The organism is Phocaeicola plebeius, from assembly GCF_003437535.1.
Lineage (GTDB): Bacteria > Bacteroidota > Bacteroidia > Bacteroidales > Bacteroidaceae > Phocaeicola > Phocaeicola plebeius_A.
Genome location: NZ_QSQT01000009.1, coordinates 36,812 through 56,828, shown reverse-complemented (window position 1 = coordinate 56,828; position 20,017 = coordinate 36,812). Strand labels below are relative to the sequence as shown.

Below are 20,017 nucleotides of genomic sequence, written 5' to 3'. Positions count from 1 at the left end.
TCAATTCTATTTAAAAAGTCAAATCAATACCCATTTTGAATGTCGTAGCTTGAGGAATTCCTCCACGTTCTCCACTACTATTAGACCGTTCTGGATCAAATCCCTTATATCCTTTCTTTGTCCAAGTAAATAAATTTGATGCAGAAGCATACACCCTCAAACGGCTTGCTCTCAGTCTCTTACATATATTCTGTGGAAAAGTATAGCTAAATACTAAATTTTTCAAACGCAGATATGTTCTATCCATCAGAAAATATGTATTGGCATAAGTATTATTAGGACCATTATCTACCCACACTCTCGGTACAGTTTCACTAGGATGTTCAGGTGTCCAACGCTGTACCCAAAATTGTCCAAAATTGGAACCTTGGAAAGTTGGTGTATAATATTCGCAAGTTCCATAAGAATATGCGTCAGCAATCCCCTGAAAATCAACACTCAAATCGAATCCTTTATATCCAAATGACAAATTTGCCCCAAAAGTCCAAGAAGGATACTCAGTTCCTAAAATTTGCCTATCGTAAGCATCAATAGTTCCGTCAGGAGTCCCGTCAGGACCGCTAAAATCTTCAAAAATAAGATCTCCAGGACCAGCCCCACTCACATGAGGGCTATTATCTACTTCTTCTTGTGTTTGATAGATTTTTCCAGTCCACTTCACTAAATAATATGAATTGATAGGATTATCACGTGTAGTTATTTGATTTCCATTTATATGCCTATCTGCTTCACCAACCAATGTTGGATCTAACGAAATAACTTTATTTCGTATATATGAAGTATTTCCACTTATTGACATATTAAAATTATTAAATCTTTTTTGGTAAGTGGCCATAAATTCAAAACCATTATTTTGCACCTGAGCAAGATTAGTCATTACCGAGCTAAAACCCGTTTCATAAGGTAATGGAGTATTAAATAAAATATCCTTTGTTTTACGAATAAAATAATCTCCTTCAAAAATCAATTCTGAATCCAAAAGATGTAAATTAAAGCCTAAGTTTGTTACATTCGTCGTTTCCCAATGCAAATCAGGATTTCCATAGCTAGATGGCGTAACCCCTGTTTCTACAGTTTTTCCCCACACATAATTTGCATTATAAGCTATCTTTGCCATATAAGGAAAATTATCTCCACCATACTGATTTCCCAATTGCCCCCATGAAGCTCTTAACTTAAAAAAGTTAATTAATGGAACATTCTTCATAAAATCCTCCTGAGTTAACACCCATCCAGCAGAAAATGAAGGGAAAACACCATATTTATAGTTAGAGCCAAATCTAGAAGAACCATCACGTCGGATATTAAATTCAAATAAATATTTATCAGCATAGTCATAATTAATACGACCAAACTGAGACAAAATTGCATATTTAGATAAAGCACTTGAATTATCTTTCGTAGTAGGATCACCTGCACCTAAAATATGAATATAGTTAGAGATAAATTTACCACGGTATGCATCAAAATAGTTATTACTATTCTTCTCATAACTAACAGCTGCCATAGCTTTCAAGTTATGCTTGCCAAAATTCTTCTCATAATTTAATTGTACATGAGGGTTTATTCGATAGTTTCTAGAAGATGACATCTTTAGACTTGCATTCCCATAAAAATTATTTTCCAGGTCACTCATTGTACCATTGAAATAAGGATCCGCCAATAATTCCTTATAACGCCAGTTTTTTGTTGAAGGACATCCCTTCCATTCATTATAATCATAAACCTGAATATTAGCATTCAATATAGTAGTCAAATGAAGTCCTGGCAAAATATTCCAGTCCAAATAAGCAGTGCCAATAATATCATTACGAGTTTGATGTATCTCATTATATAAAAGTCCAGCCAAGGGATTACCACTTTGAACTTGTCCCGTATAAGATAAAGAATAACTATCAGGAAGAGCCAACGACCCATCATCATTATAAGCTGGATTTAAAGGAGAAGCTCTCATTATATCAAGTGCAAAGACCTCATTCACACTACCATTGGGAGTTCTTTGATTACCATAAGTATACCCCATTACAGCCCCAACGTTCAATTTTGGCAGAATTTGTGAATCTAATGTCAAGCGAGAAGTAATTCGTTCATAATTACCATCTGAAACAATAGATCCTTGATCCATATAACCTAAAGAAAAATAAAATTTAGTTTTATCGTTTCCTCCATGTGCACTAATATTATACTCTTGAGTAAAACTAGATCTAAAGATTTCGTCAAACCAATCTGTAGAACATGCCTCTCTATAAGAAGGTGTACGGTACAACTCCATTACTTCTTCAGAAAATGCAGGAGTTAATCCTGAATTGACACGTGCCTCATTCATTAAAAGCATAAAAGTCTCTGTATCTGTGACCATTTGAGGCTTACTCTGTTTGGTTATTTGAGATATAGAAAATCCAGCATTCACATTAAAAACTGCTCTATTTTCTGTGCTTCCTTTCTTTGTAGTCACAAGAATTACCCCATTAGCTGCTTGAGAACCATATATTGAGGCCGAAGCAGCATCTTTTAATACAGAAATATTCTCAATATCTGCAGGATTCACTACATCCATACTTGGCGAGATAACACCATCAATTAAAATAAGAGGTGCAGTATTATTCAAGGTTCCCAATCCACGAATGGTAATTTGTGCACCATCATCTCCTGCAATACCTGAAGATTGTGCAATATGAACACCAGCAACTTTTCCAGCCAGACTTTGAGAGGCACTAGTAATTGGTTTACTTTCTAATTGTTTTGAATCCAAAGTAGCAACCGCTCCCGTTAAATTTACTTTCTTTTGAGTTCCATAACCTACCACTACAACTTCATCCAAAACCTCTGTATCTTCTGCTAATACAACCTTGACAAAAGTTTGCCCTTTCAATGCAACTTCTTTTGTTTCATATCCAATAAATGAAATTATTAAATTCTTTGCAGATTCATCCTTTAGTATAAAAAAACCATTCAAGTCAGTAATTGTACCTAAAGATGTATTTTTTATTTTTACACTAGCGCCAATGATTGGCTCTCCATTCACATCGACAACTTGCCCTTTTACTTCTGAACTTTGTTTTATTAAATTTATTTCATTATAAGATAAAGATTCAGAAGCCAAAAGGTAATCATGCCGTATCATAAGACCTTCCAACATTATCATAGAAAGGAATATACCAATTCTATTCAAAAGCAAACATTTTTTGTTTCTCATATAAACCATAGTTTAAGTTACAAAGCAACCAAATTAAATTTCACACATCATATTATTCATGCATTCTTTATATATGCAGTCATAACATTAATCAGCATTTTATGTCTGCGTAATTGAAGATGACATTACACTTTTTCTAAGCCATTGAAATCTGTTCATAACAATATTAAATTAATAGGTTCAAAAATAAAAAACATGTTTTTCTAGGCACAAAAGTAGAATGTATAAGCTCCCAAATGAGGAAGAAATCCGTCAAAAACAGGTAATAATAGGTTTTCAGCGTAAAAAGAGAAACATTCACCCTTTATGAGAAGTATCTTCTAATAAGGATAGTTGCATCACATATTGTTTGGGGGATATGTTCATTTTTTTCTTAAACGCATCACGGAAACTCTTTATATCATTAAAACCACATTTTACACAAACTGAACTTACATTAGTTTCACCTCCATTAAATAGTTGGACGGCCTTAAAAACTTTATATTCATTAATAAAATCCATTCCGCTCATTCCTGTCACAGATTTAATCTTACGGTAAAAAGATGAATGACTCATACCTAACTTCTCAGCCATAAAAACCACTCCAAGATTTGGATTCATTAAATGCTCATCAATAGTCTCCTTGCATTTTAATAAAAAACGCTGTTCCTCTTTCGTATAGTTTTTTTCTGACTTCGCCAAAGCATTTGCCATTACAACAGACTCCGTACGAGCCAATAAATAATCTATTCTATTACGTAAAAATTTCAATGAAACAGGCTTCGTCAAATAAGCATCCGCACCACTATCAAAAGCTACAATTTGATCCTCCTCAGCAATTTTCGCCGTTAACATGATTATCGGGATATGGGCCAATTCTTTATCTTCCTTCAAGGCTTCCAGAAAAGCCATTCCGTCCATTTTCGGCATCATTACATCACATACAATAAGGTCTGGAAGTTCTTTCCTTACCACAGTCAGTCCATCCATTCCATTATTCGCTTTCAATATCCTAAAATCTTCAATTAAGGAACGTTCCATCAGTTCTAAAATTTCAGGTTCATCATCTATTAATAAAAGTGTATGAGTAGCTGTTGGCGACATAGGTTGCGCATTAAGAAGTAAAGATTTTTCTTTTTCCACATCCGGTAAAACCTCCACTTCTTCTACCTTCTCCTCTTTATTTTCATCTTTCAAGGGAATAGAAAACATAAATTTTGACCCTTTCCCGAACTCACTTTCTAAATGTACTTCACCTCCATGTAATTCAACCAAATATTTTACAAAGGAAAGCCCAATACCATCTCCCATTGCAATCGATTGAGAAGAATCTACCTGAAAAAAACGCTCAAACACCATATCCTGAAATTCTTTCTCTATACCAATACCATTATCCTCAACTGAAAACATTACATTTTCTGATGTCTCATCAATAACAAGAACCACTTTACCACCTTCCGGAGTATATTTAAATGCATTTGAAACTAGATTAGTAAGAATTATTTCTAATTTTTCTGCATCAAAATTCAATCGAATAATAGTTTTTGCTGGTAAAAAATGAAAAATAATATTTTTTTGCTGACATAGAGATTCGTAGTCTGGTACAAGATCTTTGCAAAAAGATACGACATTCTGTGTATGTAAATCCAACTTCAGTTTTCCTTGCTCTAACTTTCTTAGATCAATCATGCGAGTAACTAATTTACTTAGCTTCATAGCATTACGATACATATTCATCAAATATGTACGAGGAACTGATACTATCCGTTTTTTTTCAGTCATTAATTCCTCTAATGGAGCTGTAATCAGAAATATAGGCGTACGTAATTCATGCGTAATATTCGTATAAAACCGTAATTTTGCTTCATTAATATTACGAGCTGTTTCTTTTTCTATCTCTTTTAATTGAACAAGGTGCTTAATATTCAATTCATGTTTATAAAACCAGAAGGCAGTTGCAATAGCTCCAGATAAGAGCAATATCCACAAGCACCAAGCCCACCCCGTTTGCCACCAAGGAGGAGTGATGACAATATATAAACAAGACATTTTATCACTCCATTTTCCAGAACTGTCTGTCGATTTAACATAAAATACATATTTTCCTGGAGGTACATTTGTATAGGAGACTTGCCGTTTCGTCCCAATCTCCTGCCAACCTTTTTCAAACCCTTTCATATAACACGAGAAACGGACTTTATCTGGGGTCAACATCTCTGGCACTGAAAAAAATAAAGTAAAGAAATTCTGATTATAAGCTAAAGAAACGCTTTTCCCCTCCATACCTAGCAAATGAACTTTACTACCTGAATGATTCAATAACTCCAATTCTGTAAAATAAACAGGACTAGTCTGATGCGTATAAACAATCTTTTGGGGTTCAAACCAAACAAGACCTTTTGTAGCGCCCATATACACAAACCGATTATCTTGTGCACAAGCATGATAATTAAATTGTCCAGCCCACAGATTATCCATTTTCCCAAAATGAACAAAAGAATCATGTTTCGGATCATATTTATATAAGCCATTATAAGTGCCTAACCATAAACACCCCACACCGTCTTCTTCTATACTCACCACTTTGTTATTTTGAAGTTCGATACGCTCCGCATAAGATATTATTTTCCCTTTCTGCTCGTCCATCCGATATAGTCCGGCAGACTCCGTTGATAACCATATAGAATGATTAGAATCCATAAACATATAGCGGATAAAATTAGAAGGAAGTGATACTTTCTCCGATTTTTCATGGTAATGCATACATATCTTTCTTGTTTTCCGATCCAATTTATATAATCCCGTATGCGTAGAACTAATCCATACAAAATCGCCATCAAATAAAATGGAAGATGCACTATAAACTCCATCAACCAATGTAAAAGATTCTGTCTTAGGATTAAATAAATAAACTACAGAACCTATAATCCATATATTCCCATCATTGCCCTGTTGAATATCCCACACCTGATTTGCATTATAAATCTTATCGATAGAAAAAAGATCATAATTTTTAAAAGTATGAGTAGTACGTGAAAAACGGCATAATCCCTTCTCATAAACTGCCATCCATATATACTGGGAATCTGCACATATAGACAAAATATTATTCCCCGAAATAGTACTATTCTGTTGAGAATAAACAGTCAATGAACCAGACTTTTTATCATATATATTTAAGCCACCTCCATCTAACCCTAAATACAGTTTATCTCCATCCGGATAAATTGCAGTCACAATATCATGGGATAAGCCTTCTTCATTCTTGGTCAAAGTATAAAACCAATCGTAATAAGATGAGTAAAAATTTACACCTCCACGATAAGTTCCTATCCATAAGCAATCTCTCCTGTCAACAAACAAAGCGTGAACTGCATCACTGCTTATATTCGAATTTTGAGATGTATAATTTACTATTTCTCCATCCTTTAACTCCACTATTCCTCCACCATCCAGACCAAATAATACCTTATCCTGATAATCCACAATTGCTTTTATATCTTTCAACGCAAAAGATTCTTCCACAATCTCTGCCAATTCGGAATTTATTTTAAAGGCCCTACCTGCATATCCAATCCCCGCACCCACATAAACAGTTTTCTGATTCTGACTATAATACATCATACAGCCACTTAGAATATGTTTATCTAACAATTTCTGGTTTACGATAGCTTGTTTTTGGGCATCAATCAAAAATAAACCTTCTGTACTATAGGCCAAAAATAGATTTTCCTTATAATTTGCAATAGCTTGCCAAGACATTTTTTTTCCATATACACAAGGTATAAAAACATATCCTTCTTTTTGAACCCAAATCTCATCCATAGTTGTTAAAACAAAGACAAGACCATTACAACAAATAATATTACGAATAGCTACGTCTATTCTTTTTTTCTCACCAGATGGAGACAAATAAACACAATCATAAAACAGATCTTCTTTCTGGGAATAACAAGAAAGTCCATTGGTTGTTCCTACCCATAAATAATCACCAACTGACAACAATGCTTCCACATGATTATCCACTATAGAATTAGAAGTATTCTTATCATGCCTATAAATAACGAACTCAGCCCCATCAAATCGACATAAGCCATTAAAAGTTCCCAACCACATAAATCCCCGACTATCCTGTGTAAAACATTTTACAGTATTATCCGGTAATCCATTTGAGGTATCTAAAATTTTAAAATCTTTTGCACAAAGAGAAACTGTAAAGAAATCTAGAAGTATAAAAAATAACAGTTCAATAAAATGTTTTTTTACAGCATTATTCATAGCATACACCTTTTTTGTTTACACAAAAATACGAATTAGCCAATCAAAAAAAGGTGGAAAATCGTCAAATATAGGAAGAAATTCGATATTATCAATTCAAATTCCAAGCTTCAGACATAAGCTTCAATACACATAAAACTTTATTACCGTACAATAGAGACATAAAAATATTACTCGACCAATGAATTAACAACGGTCGAGTAATTCTGCACACAATCCCTAATTAAAAGGGGGATTTATACATCCTATCATATTTACTAATATATTTCCATACTACCTCACAAACTTATTTCCAAGCCACCTTCTCACGGGTTCATCATAGAGCTTCAGACACAAGTATGCCAATGCAATACTTCCGAAATATACGACAGCTGCCACCGGCCAAGTGTCTTCCAACGTATACAACTGTTTCTCAATAAGCCATGAATAGAATACATACATAATAGGATAGTGAATGGCATAAAGCGGATAAGATATATCTCCCAGGAACTTACAGATAGCGGTCGACTGCTTGTCTGTCGTCTTGCCGGATGCCCCCATACACACCAATAGAGGAAATACCACCGCAATGCATATCATCTCGAACACGCCATTCAAGCATACCGGTGACTTACCTTCGATATAAGGCACACAGAAAAGTCCCAACAGGATAATGCTGCAAATCCAGAATGCGCCTCGAATCTTGAACGGACAGAAATTTCTTGAAATCAGCATACCTAACGTGAAAGGAAACAGCATTCTCAGCATGCCTCCCCAAAAGTTCAGCCCATCGAGCGTCCAGCCCACTCCTATCATGCCATAACCTACCACATCAAACAAAGCAAACCAGGAAAGCCCCAAACCGAGCAGTATGACCAATACTGTCAGTGCCTTATTACTTAAACGATGAATGAAAAGAGCGTAAAGTATATTACCTATATATTCAAAGAACAATGACCAGCTCGGTCCGTTCAAGGAAAACATCTCTCCGTTCCCGCGTACGTCATACCCGGCTCCCGGATAAGCCGGAATAAAGCACATTGCAAGCAAGAGTGCCAACATGACCGCGGAGGTCGCTACATGTGTACCATCCCATTTCACTCCCCCTTGCACAAAGAAAGCAATGCAACCGATTATCGCCCCCATAATAATCATCGGATGGAGTCGGATAAGTCTCCGCTTAAAGAAGCCTTTTAACGTCAAGTTCTTCTTCCACCGGTCATCGTACGCATATCCGATGACAAAACCTGAAAGTATAAAGAAGAAATCGACGGCCAGATAACCATGATTAATGACAGTAATGAGGGTACCTCCTCCAGCAAAAGAAAAACCTTCGAAAATGTGATAGAACACAACAAGCAGTGCGGCCACCCCTCTTAGCCCGTCAAGAAGTTCATAATGCGGTTTTGTATCTGCAAAAGCTGAAGATGAGATTCGATGATTCATATCGGGATAAATTAAACTGATTAGGATTTATACTATACATTTACATCGTGCAAAGATAGGGAATCTCATCCATTAAAAATTTGTCCTAAATCAAATTACTGTCTTTTGCTTCGCAACCTGCTGAGAGTAGAAAGGGTGATTCCTAAATAGGATGCAATGTATTTCAGATTTACCTTTTTGCATATTTCCGGAAATTGTTTCTGAAATTCCTCATAACGCTCCTTTGCCGGCAATGACAACCTCTCTTTATGGCTCCTGTGCAACCGTCTGTATTCATTCTGATGTATGATTCTCCCCCAGTTGCATAACTCCAAGTTGGTTTCCATAAGATTTTTGAGGTCACGTATATTGATTCTGTAGGCTTCCACTTCTTCCAGCGTTTCCACATATTCCTCACTTTTTTTGTTGTAATATAATTCATCCATGCTGAAAACAATACATCCCTCTGCTCCGAACGAGGTAGTGTATTCCTCTCCATCGACCACCCAATAGGCTCTTAAGATACCCTTCTCTATAAAATAAGCATACTTACAATAAATACCTTCCTTTATAAGTTGATACCTTTTAGGGAAACTGCAAGGTGTTAAATAGGATTCAAGTTCCTTTATGGTCAAATCGGACACCGGATATTGCTTTCTGATACTCTCTATTATATTTTTCATTTATAAGACTTGGTTTTCAATAAATAAAACTTGCATACCGAGCTAGGCAGCCCGGAAACACAACCGTATTCGTTTTTGTATTTTAAGCCACCTCAATCATAGCTACGATATACTTGGAGGATAAAGTTATAAAGATTTATAGCATAGCCGATAATTTCTATCAGGAAATTCCACCTCTCCCCACATATAATTACAAATTCCGAAAAGCATAATTCAGAACGCTTCGAAGAATTCTCTGTTTCACACTGCGGGATTTATATTTCACAGTGTGAAATATGTATCCCACAGTGTGGTTTTTGTATCCCACACTGTGAAACAGAGAATACGATTAAGCATTTACCACTTTATCTCTCTGTGTTTCAAGCAATTTACCTATCGGAATCGTAAAATTAGTTCTGTACCAGATTCTGCATCTTGCGAAGTATCTTCGGGAATTGCCAGAAGAAGAGCAATGTGCAACAAATAGCAGCCGTAGCATCCGAAACTGCTTCGGCCATAAATACGCCTTCCACGCCACAGAAGCGAGGCAGCACCAGAGCAAGAGGCACCAGCAAAATAACCTTACGCAGCAAAGCTATAAAAATAGAAATCCGTGCCTGACCAAGGGCTACAAACATATTCTGGCAGGCGCGCTGCAAACCAAAGATTGTCATTCCTGCCAGGAAGAGCGGCAGCACATGCTCTACGGTGGCTATTAACTCCGGATCGCTCGTAAATGCCGAGGCGACTACCGTAGGGAAACAAATCATCAGCAACATCAGGACAAAATTGAAAGAGAACATTACCGTCAGTACAATGCGGAAACAGTCTTTCACCCTCTGGCGGTCACCATGTCCGTAGTTGTAGCTGGCCACCGGCACAAAACCTTGGGCAAATCCTGTAAGTGGCACACTGACCAGCTGCATGGCACTCTGTAAAATAGCCAGGGCTCCTACGTATATATCGCCAAATTTCTCCAGACTGCCGTTCAACACAAATCCTACCAGACTCTCTGTACTAGCCATAATGAAGGGAGATACCCCCAAAGCCAACATCCCCCCGACGATACGGCGGTCGAATTTCAGGTAACATTTTTGCAAACGCAAAGAGGCACGGTCGGAACATAGAAAGCCTAACACCCACCAGGCGCTGCATGCCTGCGAAAGAATAGTGGCTAGTGCCGCTCCTTTTACGCCCATATCAAACCAGAAAATAAAAATCGGATCAAGCACAATATTCAGCAAGGCCCCAATCAAGACGGAATACATCGCAATATTGGGACGCCCCTGTGAATTGATGAACGTATTGAGTCCGGTAGAGATTTCCACAAACAAAGTACCCAGCAAGTACACTGAAAGATAATCTTCTGCGTAAGGAAGTGTAACGGCAGATGCTCCCGCAAACAGCAGAATAGGCTCCATAAACAAATAAGATACCAGCGAAGTCAGCACGGTAAACAGAATCAGCAGCATGAAACCGTTGCCTAAGAATTTCCCCGCACGCACCCGGTCGCCCTGTCCCAGTGCCATGGCAGCCAGCGGCGCACCTCCGGCCCCCACGATAGCCGAAAAAGAAGAAATCAGAATTACAATGGAAGTGGTCACTCCTACTCCCGCCAATGCATTTGTCCCGATTTCCGGTATATGACCGATATAAATACGGTCTACTATATTATATAGGAGATTGACGAACTGCGCGGCCACTGCCGGTAAAGCCATTTTGAAAATGAGAGGAAGCATCCGCTCCGTTCCCAGGCGTTCTTCGTACTGATTGTTCATTCTTGCTGCCATAGGTATTCTACAAAACGGCTGCAAAGTTACGAGTTTTTCGGGAGAGAAAGGGGAAAATGTAATTGAAAAGAAATAACCCTGCCTCCGGATTTGATTTACATCAACAAATTGGCCTTTTACAAGAAAAACATGCTATAAAACATATTTTGTAAAGAAAAAAGGTCTATATTTGCAGTGTAAAAAGAAAGGCTAAAAGAAAAAGCCAATAAAAAGTTTTCAAGGTAAATAAGGTAACAAGTACAACGGCCGGCTGGGAAGTCCGCTAAGAAGATTTAATTAAACTAACTAAAAAAGAAAGGGTAACAATTATGAAAAAGGTAAAAAACATTTTCCACAAGATTGCAAATGCAGATCCAATGATCTGGGGTTATGTAATGCTGAATGACGAAAGACGCAAATAAAACTGCGACGCTGACAAGTTCAGCATTTTAAAGACGAATCTGATAAATGCCGAAAGGCTTCTCGTAAATATTCTGACGAAAAAGCGGTTAGACTTCTAACCGCTTTTTTTATTTCCCATTTGTCCGTATCTTTGCATGAATCTCTAAACACAATGACAGATGACTCCTACCCTGATAGATACCGACAACCCCGAATTTCAGAATGCACTGAAACTCATCCAATATACCCGCCAATCGGTCTTTCTGACCGGAAAAGCGGGAACGGGTAAGTCTACATTTCTGAAATACGTCTGCCAGCATACCAAAAAGAAATATGTAGTACTGGCTCCTACGGGTATTGCGGCTATCAATGCGGGTGGCAGTACCCTGCACAGTTTTTTCAAGCTTCCGTTTCATCCACTCCTGCCCGATGATCCGAAGTTTCAGGGGCGAAAACTGAAAGATTTTCTGAAATATTCTTCCGACCACCGGAAACTTATTCAGAACATCGAACTCATCATCATCGATGAAATTTCCATGGTGCGGGCCGACATCATCGACTTTATCGACAAGGTGCTTCGCACGTACTCTCATAACTTACGTGAGCCGTTCGGTGGAAAACAGCTGCTGTTAGTGGGCGACGTATTCCAACTGGAGCCGGTAGTAAAAAGTGACGAACGGGAGATTCTGAACCGTTTTTATCCGAATCCGTATTTCTTCTCAGCTAAAGTGTTCCAGGAGATGGAGCTGGTATCCATCGAACTCACCAAGGTATACCGGCAAACAGACCAGGTATTCGTCAGCGTGCTCGACCATATCCGGACTAATACTGCCGGAAATGCGGATTTACAACTATTGAACACCCGTTATACGCCGACACCTCCTTGCCCGGAAGAGAATGATTTGTACATCACGCTGGCCACCCGGAGGGACAACGTAGATTATATCAACGAAAAGAAACTCAACGAACTGCCAGGCGAACCGGTCACATTAAAAGGAGAAATACATGGTGAATTTCCGGAAAGCAGCCTCCCTACCCTGATGGAACTGGTCATCAAGCCGGGAGCACAGGTGATTTTCATCAAGAACGACCAGGAAAAACGCTGGGTGAACGGTACCATCGGTACGGTATCAGGTCTTTCGGAAGACGGTACCATCTATGTAATAACGGAAGACGGGAGTGAATTCGATGTACACAAGGAAAGCTGGAGCAACATCCGCTACCGATATAACGAGACGGAAAAGAAAATAGAAGAAGAGGAATTAGGCACATTTACACAATACCCCATCCGGCTGGCCTGGGCCATCACCGTACACAAGAGTCAGGGGCTGACTTTCAACCGGGTAGTTATCGACTTTACGGGAGGAGTTTTTGCCGGAGGACAGGCTTATGTAGCTCTGAGCCGCTGCACCTCATTGGACGGCATCCAGCTGAAGCGGCGGATTTCGCACGCAGATGTGTTTGTCCGACCGGAAATTGTCAGCTTTGCCCAGCGCTTCAATGACAACCAGACATTTGAGAGGGCCATGAAGCAGGCACAGGCAGACATTCAATACGTAGCCTCTGTAAAAGCTTTCGACAAAGGCAATTTTGCCGAATTCTTAGAAGCTTTCTTTAAGGCCATCCACAGCCGATATGACATTGAAAAACCGTTGATACAGCGTTTTATCCGCCGGAAATTAGGCATCATCAACCGGTTAAAGGAAGAAAACCGATTGCTGAAGGAGCAAATGCAACAACAGCGGCAGAATTTGCAGAAATACGCCCGGGAATATTACCTGATGGGAAACGAATGCATCACTAAGGCACACGACCCGAGGGTGGCACAAGCCAACTATGACAAGGCCCTGGAGCTGTATCCGGAGTATGTGGATGCCTGGGTACGAAAAGGAGTGACATTCTTCGATGAAAACCGAATGGAAGAAGCTGAAGAATGCCTGAATCATGCCGTACAACTACGGCCACAGGACTTCAAGGCAGTATACAACCGAGGAAAACTTCGTCTGCTGACCGGAAAAACGGAAGAAGCGCTCTCCGATTTGGACAAGGCTACCAGCCTGAAGCCACAGCATGCCGGTGCGCATGAATATTTTGCTGAAGCACTCGAAAAAAGCGGAAAGGAAATAGAAGCTGCCATTCACTATCGAATTGCAGAAGAACTGCGAAAGAAAAAGAAATAATTTTCTTATTTTTGCGTTCATACGAAGTCAAATCTTCGTAAATAACGCCATGTTACTTAAATTATATTCTAAAAACAACCGACCGGAAGACCTGCAGCGCATAGTAGACATTCTGAACGATGGGGGCATCATTATCTACCCCACAGACACGGTGTACGCATTAGGATGTCATGCGCTGAAGGAACGCCCCATTGAGCGTATCTGCAAACTGAAAAATATCGATCCGCGCAAGAATAATTTATCCATCATCTGTTACGACCTGAGCAACATCAGCGAATATGCTCGCGTGAGTAATGCCACTTTCAAACTGATGAAACACAATCTGCCCGGTCCGTTTACCTTTATCCTGAATGCGGACAGCCGTCTGCCTAAGATTTTCCGCAACCGGAAGGAAGTGGGTATCCGTGTACCCGACAATGCCATCATCCGTGAAATCTGTCGGTTGCTCGATGCACCGATTCTGACGACCACTCTGCCGTTAGAGGAAGGAGAAGACATTGAATACATCACTGAACCGGAACTGATTGACGAAAAGTTTGGAGAGAAAGTAGACCTTATTATTGACGGAGGTACGGGAGGTATTGAACCTTCTACCGTCATAAATTGTTGTGATGATGTACCTGAAATTGTCCGACAAGGCAAGGGGATATTAAATGAATGATTAACTATAAAAATTTTAATTCACATTACACATGTTACTTACATTATTACAAGCTACAGCACAAGCAAGCAATACTGCTTCAAAAATTAACGTAGAACAGCTGCTGGACAGACTGCTCAACTGGGGAATCGAGGTTGGAAAAGACATTCTGGCTGCCATTATTATCTACATCGTCGGCCGGTTTATCATCAAACAAATCAGCCGACTGGTCAGCAAAATTCTGGAAAAACGTAAACTGGAAATCAGTGTACAGACGTTCTTAAAAAGTCTGCTCAGCATACTTCTGAACCTGATCTTAGCATTTGCCATCATCAGCAAATTAGGAGTAGAAACCACCAGCTTTGCTGCAATCTTAGCTTCTGCCGGTGTGGCAATCGGTATGGCATTGTCCGGAAACCTGTCTAACTTCGCCGGAGGATTAATCATCTTAGTATTCAAGCCCTTCAAGGTAGGAGACTACATCGACGGACAAGGTGCCAGCGGAACAGTAAAAGAAATTCAGATTTTCCACACCATTCTGGCTACGGTAGACAATCGAATTATTTACGTACCTAACGGTGCTCTGAGCAGCAATGCCATCACCAATTACAGCAAACAAGACATGCGCCGCGCTGAATGGGTATTCGGAGTGGAATACGGAGAAGATTATGAAAAAGTAAAAGCTGTACTGGAGCGAATCATTGCGGCCGATGAACGAATCCTCACGACTCCAGCTCCATTTATCGGACTGGGAGCTTTGTCTGCCAGCAGTGTAGATATTAAGGTACGTGTGTGGACCAAGACCGAAAACTACTGGGATGTGTATTTTGACATGAATAAAATCGTATACGACACATTCAACAAAGAAGGTATCGGATTCCCGTTCCCGCAACTGACCGTACACCAGGCAAAAGACTGATAAGCATATATCACTCCATAAAAAAACTTCCACCAAGGGAAAATCCTTTAGTGGAAGTTTTTTTATATCTATCAAAAAGATAACTTATTTACGGTCTGCTTTCAAACGGTCGGCCATTGCCTTAGCCAATTCCTTAGCCTGTGCATAATTGTCGGCCTTCATGCTCTGCTTCATTTCTACCGGGTTACCTACTACTTCAAATTTCAGTTTTTCAGTAAACTCACCCAATTTCTTCACTGCTGCGCTGGCCCAGGTGAACGAACCGAAGTAACCAAACAGACGGTTCTTCATTTCACGAGCGGCTACCTTGCTCAACAGAGATTCCATTTCAGGATACAACTGCATGTTATAAGTAGTACAGCCTGCTATCAAAGCTTTATACTTAAAGATGTCGGCCAGGATATAAGAATGATGCGTATGAGAAACATTGTGCAGAATGATATTCTTGATGCCCTGTGCACTCAGTTCTTCTGCAATAGCCTCAGCCAGTTCTTCTGTATTACCATACATGGTTCCATACACAATCACTACACCTTCTTCACCTTCATAGCGGCTCAGCTTGTCATACATATCTACCACTTGCGGAATGCATTCTTCCCATACCGGTCCATGAGTCGGACAGATTGTCTTGATAGGCAGTCCTCCACATTTCTGTAAAGCTTTCTGTACCGGATTACCGAACTTACCTACGATATTAGCATAGTAGCGGCGCATTTCATTCCAATAAATATCAGTATTGATGTTACGGTCGATGCATCCTCCGTTCAATGCTCCGAAACAGCCGAAAGCATCTCCAGAGAACAGGATACCTTCTGTTTCATCAAAAGTTACCATTGTTTCCGGCCAGTGTACCATGGGCACCAGATAGAAGCGAAGGCTATGATGTCCCAGTTTCAGGAAATCTCCATCACCTACCACATAACGTTCACCTGTTACTCCATAATATCCTTCTACCATTTCGAAAGTCTTCTTGTTACCTACCAATACAATTTCAGGATAGTATTTCTTAATCAGAGCAATTGAACCAGAATGGTCAGGCTCCATGTGATTTATAATCAAATAATTGATTTTACGGTCTCCGATAACACTGCGTATCTTCTTAATATATACTTCAAAGAAAGCCACATCTACCGTATCGACCAATGCGACCATATCGTCATCGGCAATCAGGTAAGAGTTATAAGACACGCCATAAGGAAGTGGCCACAAATTTTCAAACAAAGCTTTTGTACGGTCGTTCACACCGACATAATGAACTTTACCTTTAATTTCCATTGAATCCTAACTAATTTAAAAATTTGATATTATATTGTTTCCTTTTTTACTTCTTCATAGAATTTTCCCTGCCAGGTATCTCTTTCCTGAAGGCGACGCTGCATACGAACGGCAAATTCGTAATTTTTAATGCCCCAGTCTGGAGCTATCAGCAGTTCCTTGGGAGATTGCGAAACGAAACGTTCCAGCACAAGATCCGGACGTACACGCTCGAGATAATCTATCACAAGATCAATGTATTCATCTACCTCGTACAAATGAAAATCTTCAGGACACAACTCATATTCATGTGCCATCCGTGTACCACGCACCAGCTGCAACTGATGCATTTTCAGCGTTGTCAAAGGAAGTTCAGACACCTGTCGTGCCTGACGGATGATAGCTTCATGATTTTCTCCCGGAAGTCCTAAAATCACATGACCTCCCACACGTATACCTCTTTCTGCTGTACGTTTTACGGCATCCACCGTACATTCAAAAGTATGTCCCCGGTTTATTCGCTGCAAAGTATGATTATCCGTACTTTCAATACCATATTCCACTAAAAGAAAGGTTCGCCGATTCAACTCTTCCAGATAATCCAGCAATTCTTCGGGCATACAATCGGGACGCGTACCGATAACGAGTCCGACAACTCCTTCTACCCGCAATGCCTCTTCATACATCCGACGCAGCTTGTCCAGCTCTGCATACGTATTTGTGTAGGCTTGAAAATATGCCAAAAACTTCATTTCCGGATATTTTCTGGCAAAAAACTCTTTTCCTTCCTCCAACTGCTGCGTAACAGACTTGTCTGTCCGACAATATGCCGGATTAAAGGTCTGGTTATTGCAATAGGTACATCCTCCATATCCTTTTACACCATCTCTGTTCGGACAAGTAAATCCCACATTCAATGAGATTTTTTGCACCTTAAAAGGAAAATGAAGGGCCAAAAACCGGGCAAAATCATTGTATCGTGTACGTTCTCCCATGAGTTTACAAATTCCTCGCAAAGATAAGGATTTTCAGTTACTTTTCCCAGTCTTTATCTGTACAAGAAATGTAAAAACATACATGAAAACAAAGAGACATAAAAAAGGCTGCTACAGTATTTACCTGCAACAGCCTTCAGACTACATTATTTCAATAAAAAAAGAATTATTCTGATTCGCTCAAAGTAGCAATACTTACACGATTCCAATCCGGTTCTGAGAACATAGATCCTACACCCTGACCTTCAGCTGTGATACGTGAAGCACTAATTTTATACTTACTTATCAACATATTCTTTACTGCTTCCGCACGCTGCTTAGCTACACGTGCATTTACTTCGGCACTACCTTCCGGAGAAGCGTATCCCTTGATAGATACCGTACTCTTCAGATTATTCTTCATATAAGTTGCAATACGCTCTACATTAGGTATCTGATCCGTACTGATTGTGGTCTTTCCCTGACGGAACGTAACAACTGATTCCAATGACTTAGAATGTGTATTCTGAATAATAGTCTCTATCTGCTTAGGTGCATTACGCAAATCTGTCAGCTCTTTTTCCAAACGTGCATTTTCTGCATCCTTTGCTCCTAAAGCTTCATCTTTACGGGCATTTTCTGCACGCAAGGCATTAATCGCCTCATTCAGAGAGTTCACCTCAGCCTGGTTGTATGGCTTCTGAATAGTCATATAGTGCTTTCCGTTGCTGCTTGCGAAACGATAAGTTACTCCAGCCAAAATTTCAATCTTCGACTTGTTTACGTTCAGTTGTTGTGCACGGTCACCATCCATTCTGTAAACAATAGCCGGACGTACATTTACAGCCCATGCTTTTTTCTCACCCAAGTTGAAGTTAAAGCTAGCACCAAAACGGCTTACCATATAAGAACGGTCCGCACCCATACTTGAGTTCACAAAATCATGTCCCCAACCAAATCCAGCGATACCTTCTACTTCAAACAATCTGGGTTCACCATTATATCCCCCAAAAAGATTATTCAAGTTAATCTTACCCAATACGCCTAAATTCAAATCATCAAAAGCTGTTTTGCTGAAAGACGTATTGATACCTGTCAATCCTTCGAAAGAAACACCCAACACCGGAGTAATCTGTTTTCCTAATTCAATACCAGTTTCCGCACGCATATTAGGCCAAAATGCAGAATGAGTAGTAGGAGTAGTCACTCCACCTTTCACACCCACATACCAATTATCCAAGAAACGAGTTCCTTCATACGCTTTTTGTGCATTCACAGAAAGAGCAGATACAGCTAACGCTGCTACTAAAAAACTTACCTTTTTCATTTTTTCATTCAAAAACTTTAATACCTAATTACTTTTATCAATCTCGATGACTTAATAACCATGATATCGAATATTTTGTTTTTGGAACGACAAAAGTTAACATCCATTAAGAAGTCAGCAACGCATCAAATAAACCATAAACAGCTGATTATAAGAAGGTAAAAAAGAATATTTCTATTTGAAAGAGAAAATAAAAAGAAGAAACAAAAAAGGTGTCCCGATTACTCAGAACACCTTTTTCTGTTGGGCTACTCGGACTCGAACCAAGAAAAACAGGACCAGAATCTGTTGTGTTACCATTACACCATAGCCCAATAACGCTTTATCCTCTCCGCGAGAACGCTGCAAATGAAGTTGGGCTACTCGGACTCGAACCAAGAAAAACAGGACCAGAATCTGTTGTGTTACCATTACACCATAGCCCAAAATCAGAGAACGATTGTCATCTTTTTGTTTTGACGGTGCAAAGGTACAACATTTTTGGGACATACCAAAGCATTTCGGCATTTTTTTCTTCCCAAAAACATATTTTTTTTCTTTTTTCAGCTTCTTTCAAGTAAAAATTTTCGGATATACAGAAAACCAAGTATATTTGTCCTATGTTATATATAGAACTTTATTTTCAATTTTTAAAATAGGAATAATCAAAAGAATGAACGAAACGACAACTTTAATAGAAAAAATCATTGAAGGAATTCAAGAGAAAAAAGGCAAGCAAATCGTAGTAGCTGATTTAAACGAAATAGAAGATACCATCTGTAAATATTTTATCATTTGCCAAGGAAATTCTCCCAGTCAGGTATTGGCAATTGTGGACTCCATCAAAGAACATGTAAGAAAAGAGACCGGCACTAAAGCGTATGCCATAGACGGCCAAAGAAATGCACAATGGGTAGCTATGGATTATAGCGACGTTATTGTACATATATTTTTGCCGGAAGTACGACATTTTTATAATCTGGAACACTTATGGGCAGATGCCAAACTGACCGACATTCCAGATTTGGACTAATATATAATAAGGAAAGAGAAA

At 39.2% G+C, this 20,017-nt stretch carries 12 protein-coding genes and 2 tRNA genes; 4 read left to right on the top strand and 10 right to left on the bottom strand.

Going from position 1 to position 20,017, the window contains the following annotated elements; translation table 11 throughout:
* Nucleotides 1-10 precede the first annotated feature (10 nt).
* From DXD04_RS06050 to DXD04_RS06030, 5 genes are all read right to left on the bottom strand, one after another.
* On the bottom strand, nt 11-3,196 hold the full coding sequence (locus DXD04_RS06050; RefSeq protein WP_181977142.1) for a SusC/RagA family TonB-linked outer membrane protein: 3,186 nt from the start codon (nt 3,194-3,196) through the stop codon (nt 11-13).
* 297 nt (nt 3,197-3,493) lie between these two features.
* Nucleotides 3,494-7,453, bottom strand: a complete 3,960-nt coding sequence (locus DXD04_RS06045) for a hybrid sensor histidine kinase/response regulator transcription factor (RefSeq protein ID WP_117671751.1) — start codon at nt 7,451-7,453, stop codon at nt 3,494-3,496.
* Nucleotides 7,454-7,726: 273 nt separating this feature from the next.
* Entirely contained in the window at nt 7,727-8,878 is a 1,152-nt protein-coding gene (locus DXD04_RS06040; RefSeq protein WP_117671749.1) for an acyltransferase family protein, read from the bottom strand.
* A 95-nt stretch (nt 8,879-8,973) separates the two neighbouring features.
* Complete coding sequence (locus DXD04_RS06035; protein ID WP_117671747.1) at nt 8,974-9,540, bottom strand: Crp/Fnr family transcriptional regulator; 567 nt, start codon at nt 9,538-9,540, stop codon at nt 8,974-8,976.
* 389 nt (nt 9,541-9,929) lie between these two features.
* Nucleotides 9,930-11,297 carry an MATE family efflux transporter gene (locus DXD04_RS06030; protein ID WP_117671745.1) on the bottom strand — a complete coding sequence of 456 codons (1,368 nt, stop codon included), beginning with the start codon at nt 11,295-11,297 and terminating at the stop codon, nt 9,930-9,932.
* 572 nt (nt 11,298-11,869) lie between these two features.
* Here DXD04_RS06030 and DXD04_RS06025 point away from each other — a divergent pair.
* The 3 genes from DXD04_RS06025 to DXD04_RS06015 are packed head-to-tail and all read left to right on the top strand — an operon-like array spanning nt 11,870 to nt 15,429.
* Nucleotides 11,870-13,870, top strand: a complete 2,001-nt coding sequence (locus tag DXD04_RS06025) for an AAA family ATPase (protein ID WP_117671743.1) — start codon at nt 11,870-11,872, stop codon at nt 13,868-13,870.
* Nucleotides 13,871-13,919: 49 nt separating this feature from the next.
* A complete protein-coding gene (locus DXD04_RS06020) occupies nt 13,920-14,531 on the top strand; it encodes an L-threonylcarbamoyladenylate synthase (RefSeq protein WP_117671740.1) in 612 nt (203 codons plus the stop codon).
* Nucleotides 14,532-14,562: 31 nt separating this feature from the next.
* Entirely contained in the window at nt 14,563-15,429 is an 867-nt protein-coding gene (locus tag DXD04_RS06015; RefSeq protein ID WP_117671738.1) for a mechanosensitive ion channel family protein, read from the top strand.
* An 84-nt stretch (nt 15,430-15,513) separates the two neighbouring features.
* Here the strand turns inward: DXD04_RS06015 and DXD04_RS06010 are convergent, their stop codons facing one another.
* The 5 genes from DXD04_RS06010 to DXD04_RS05990 all read right to left on the bottom strand — a co-directional run bounded on the left by DXD04_RS06010 (nt 15,514) and on the right by DXD04_RS05990 (nt 19,409).
* Nucleotides 15,514-16,704 (bottom strand): FprA family A-type flavoprotein, encoded by a 1,191-nt coding sequence (locus DXD04_RS06010; protein WP_117671736.1) that lies wholly within the window; start codon nt 16,702-16,704, stop codon nt 15,514-15,516.
* A 29-nt stretch (nt 16,705-16,733) separates the two neighbouring features.
* Nucleotides 16,734-17,678, bottom strand: a complete 945-nt coding sequence (mnmL, locus tag DXD04_RS06005; protein WP_117671734.1) for a tRNA modification radical SAM protein MnmL/YtqA — start codon at nt 17,676-17,678, stop codon at nt 16,734-16,736.
* A 166-nt stretch (nt 17,679-17,844) separates the two neighbouring features.
* Nucleotides 17,845-18,984, bottom strand: a complete 1,140-nt coding sequence (locus tag DXD04_RS06000; RefSeq protein ID WP_117671732.1) for an OmpA family protein — start codon at nt 18,982-18,984, stop codon at nt 17,845-17,847.
* Nucleotides 18,985-19,227: 243 nt separating this feature from the next.
* Nucleotides 19,228-19,298, bottom strand: a tRNA-Gln gene (locus tag DXD04_RS05995).
* A 40-nt stretch (nt 19,299-19,338) separates the two neighbouring features.
* Nucleotides 19,339-19,409, bottom strand: a tRNA-Gln gene (locus DXD04_RS05990).
* 227 nt (nt 19,410-19,636) lie between these two features.
* On the opposite strand from DXD04_RS05990, the gene rsfS reads away from it, so the two are divergent.
* A complete protein-coding gene (gene rsfS / locus DXD04_RS05985; RefSeq protein ID WP_117671730.1) occupies nt 19,637-19,996 on the top strand; it encodes a ribosome silencing factor in 360 nt (119 codons plus the stop codon).
* Nucleotides 19,997-20,017 lie beyond the last annotated feature (21 nt).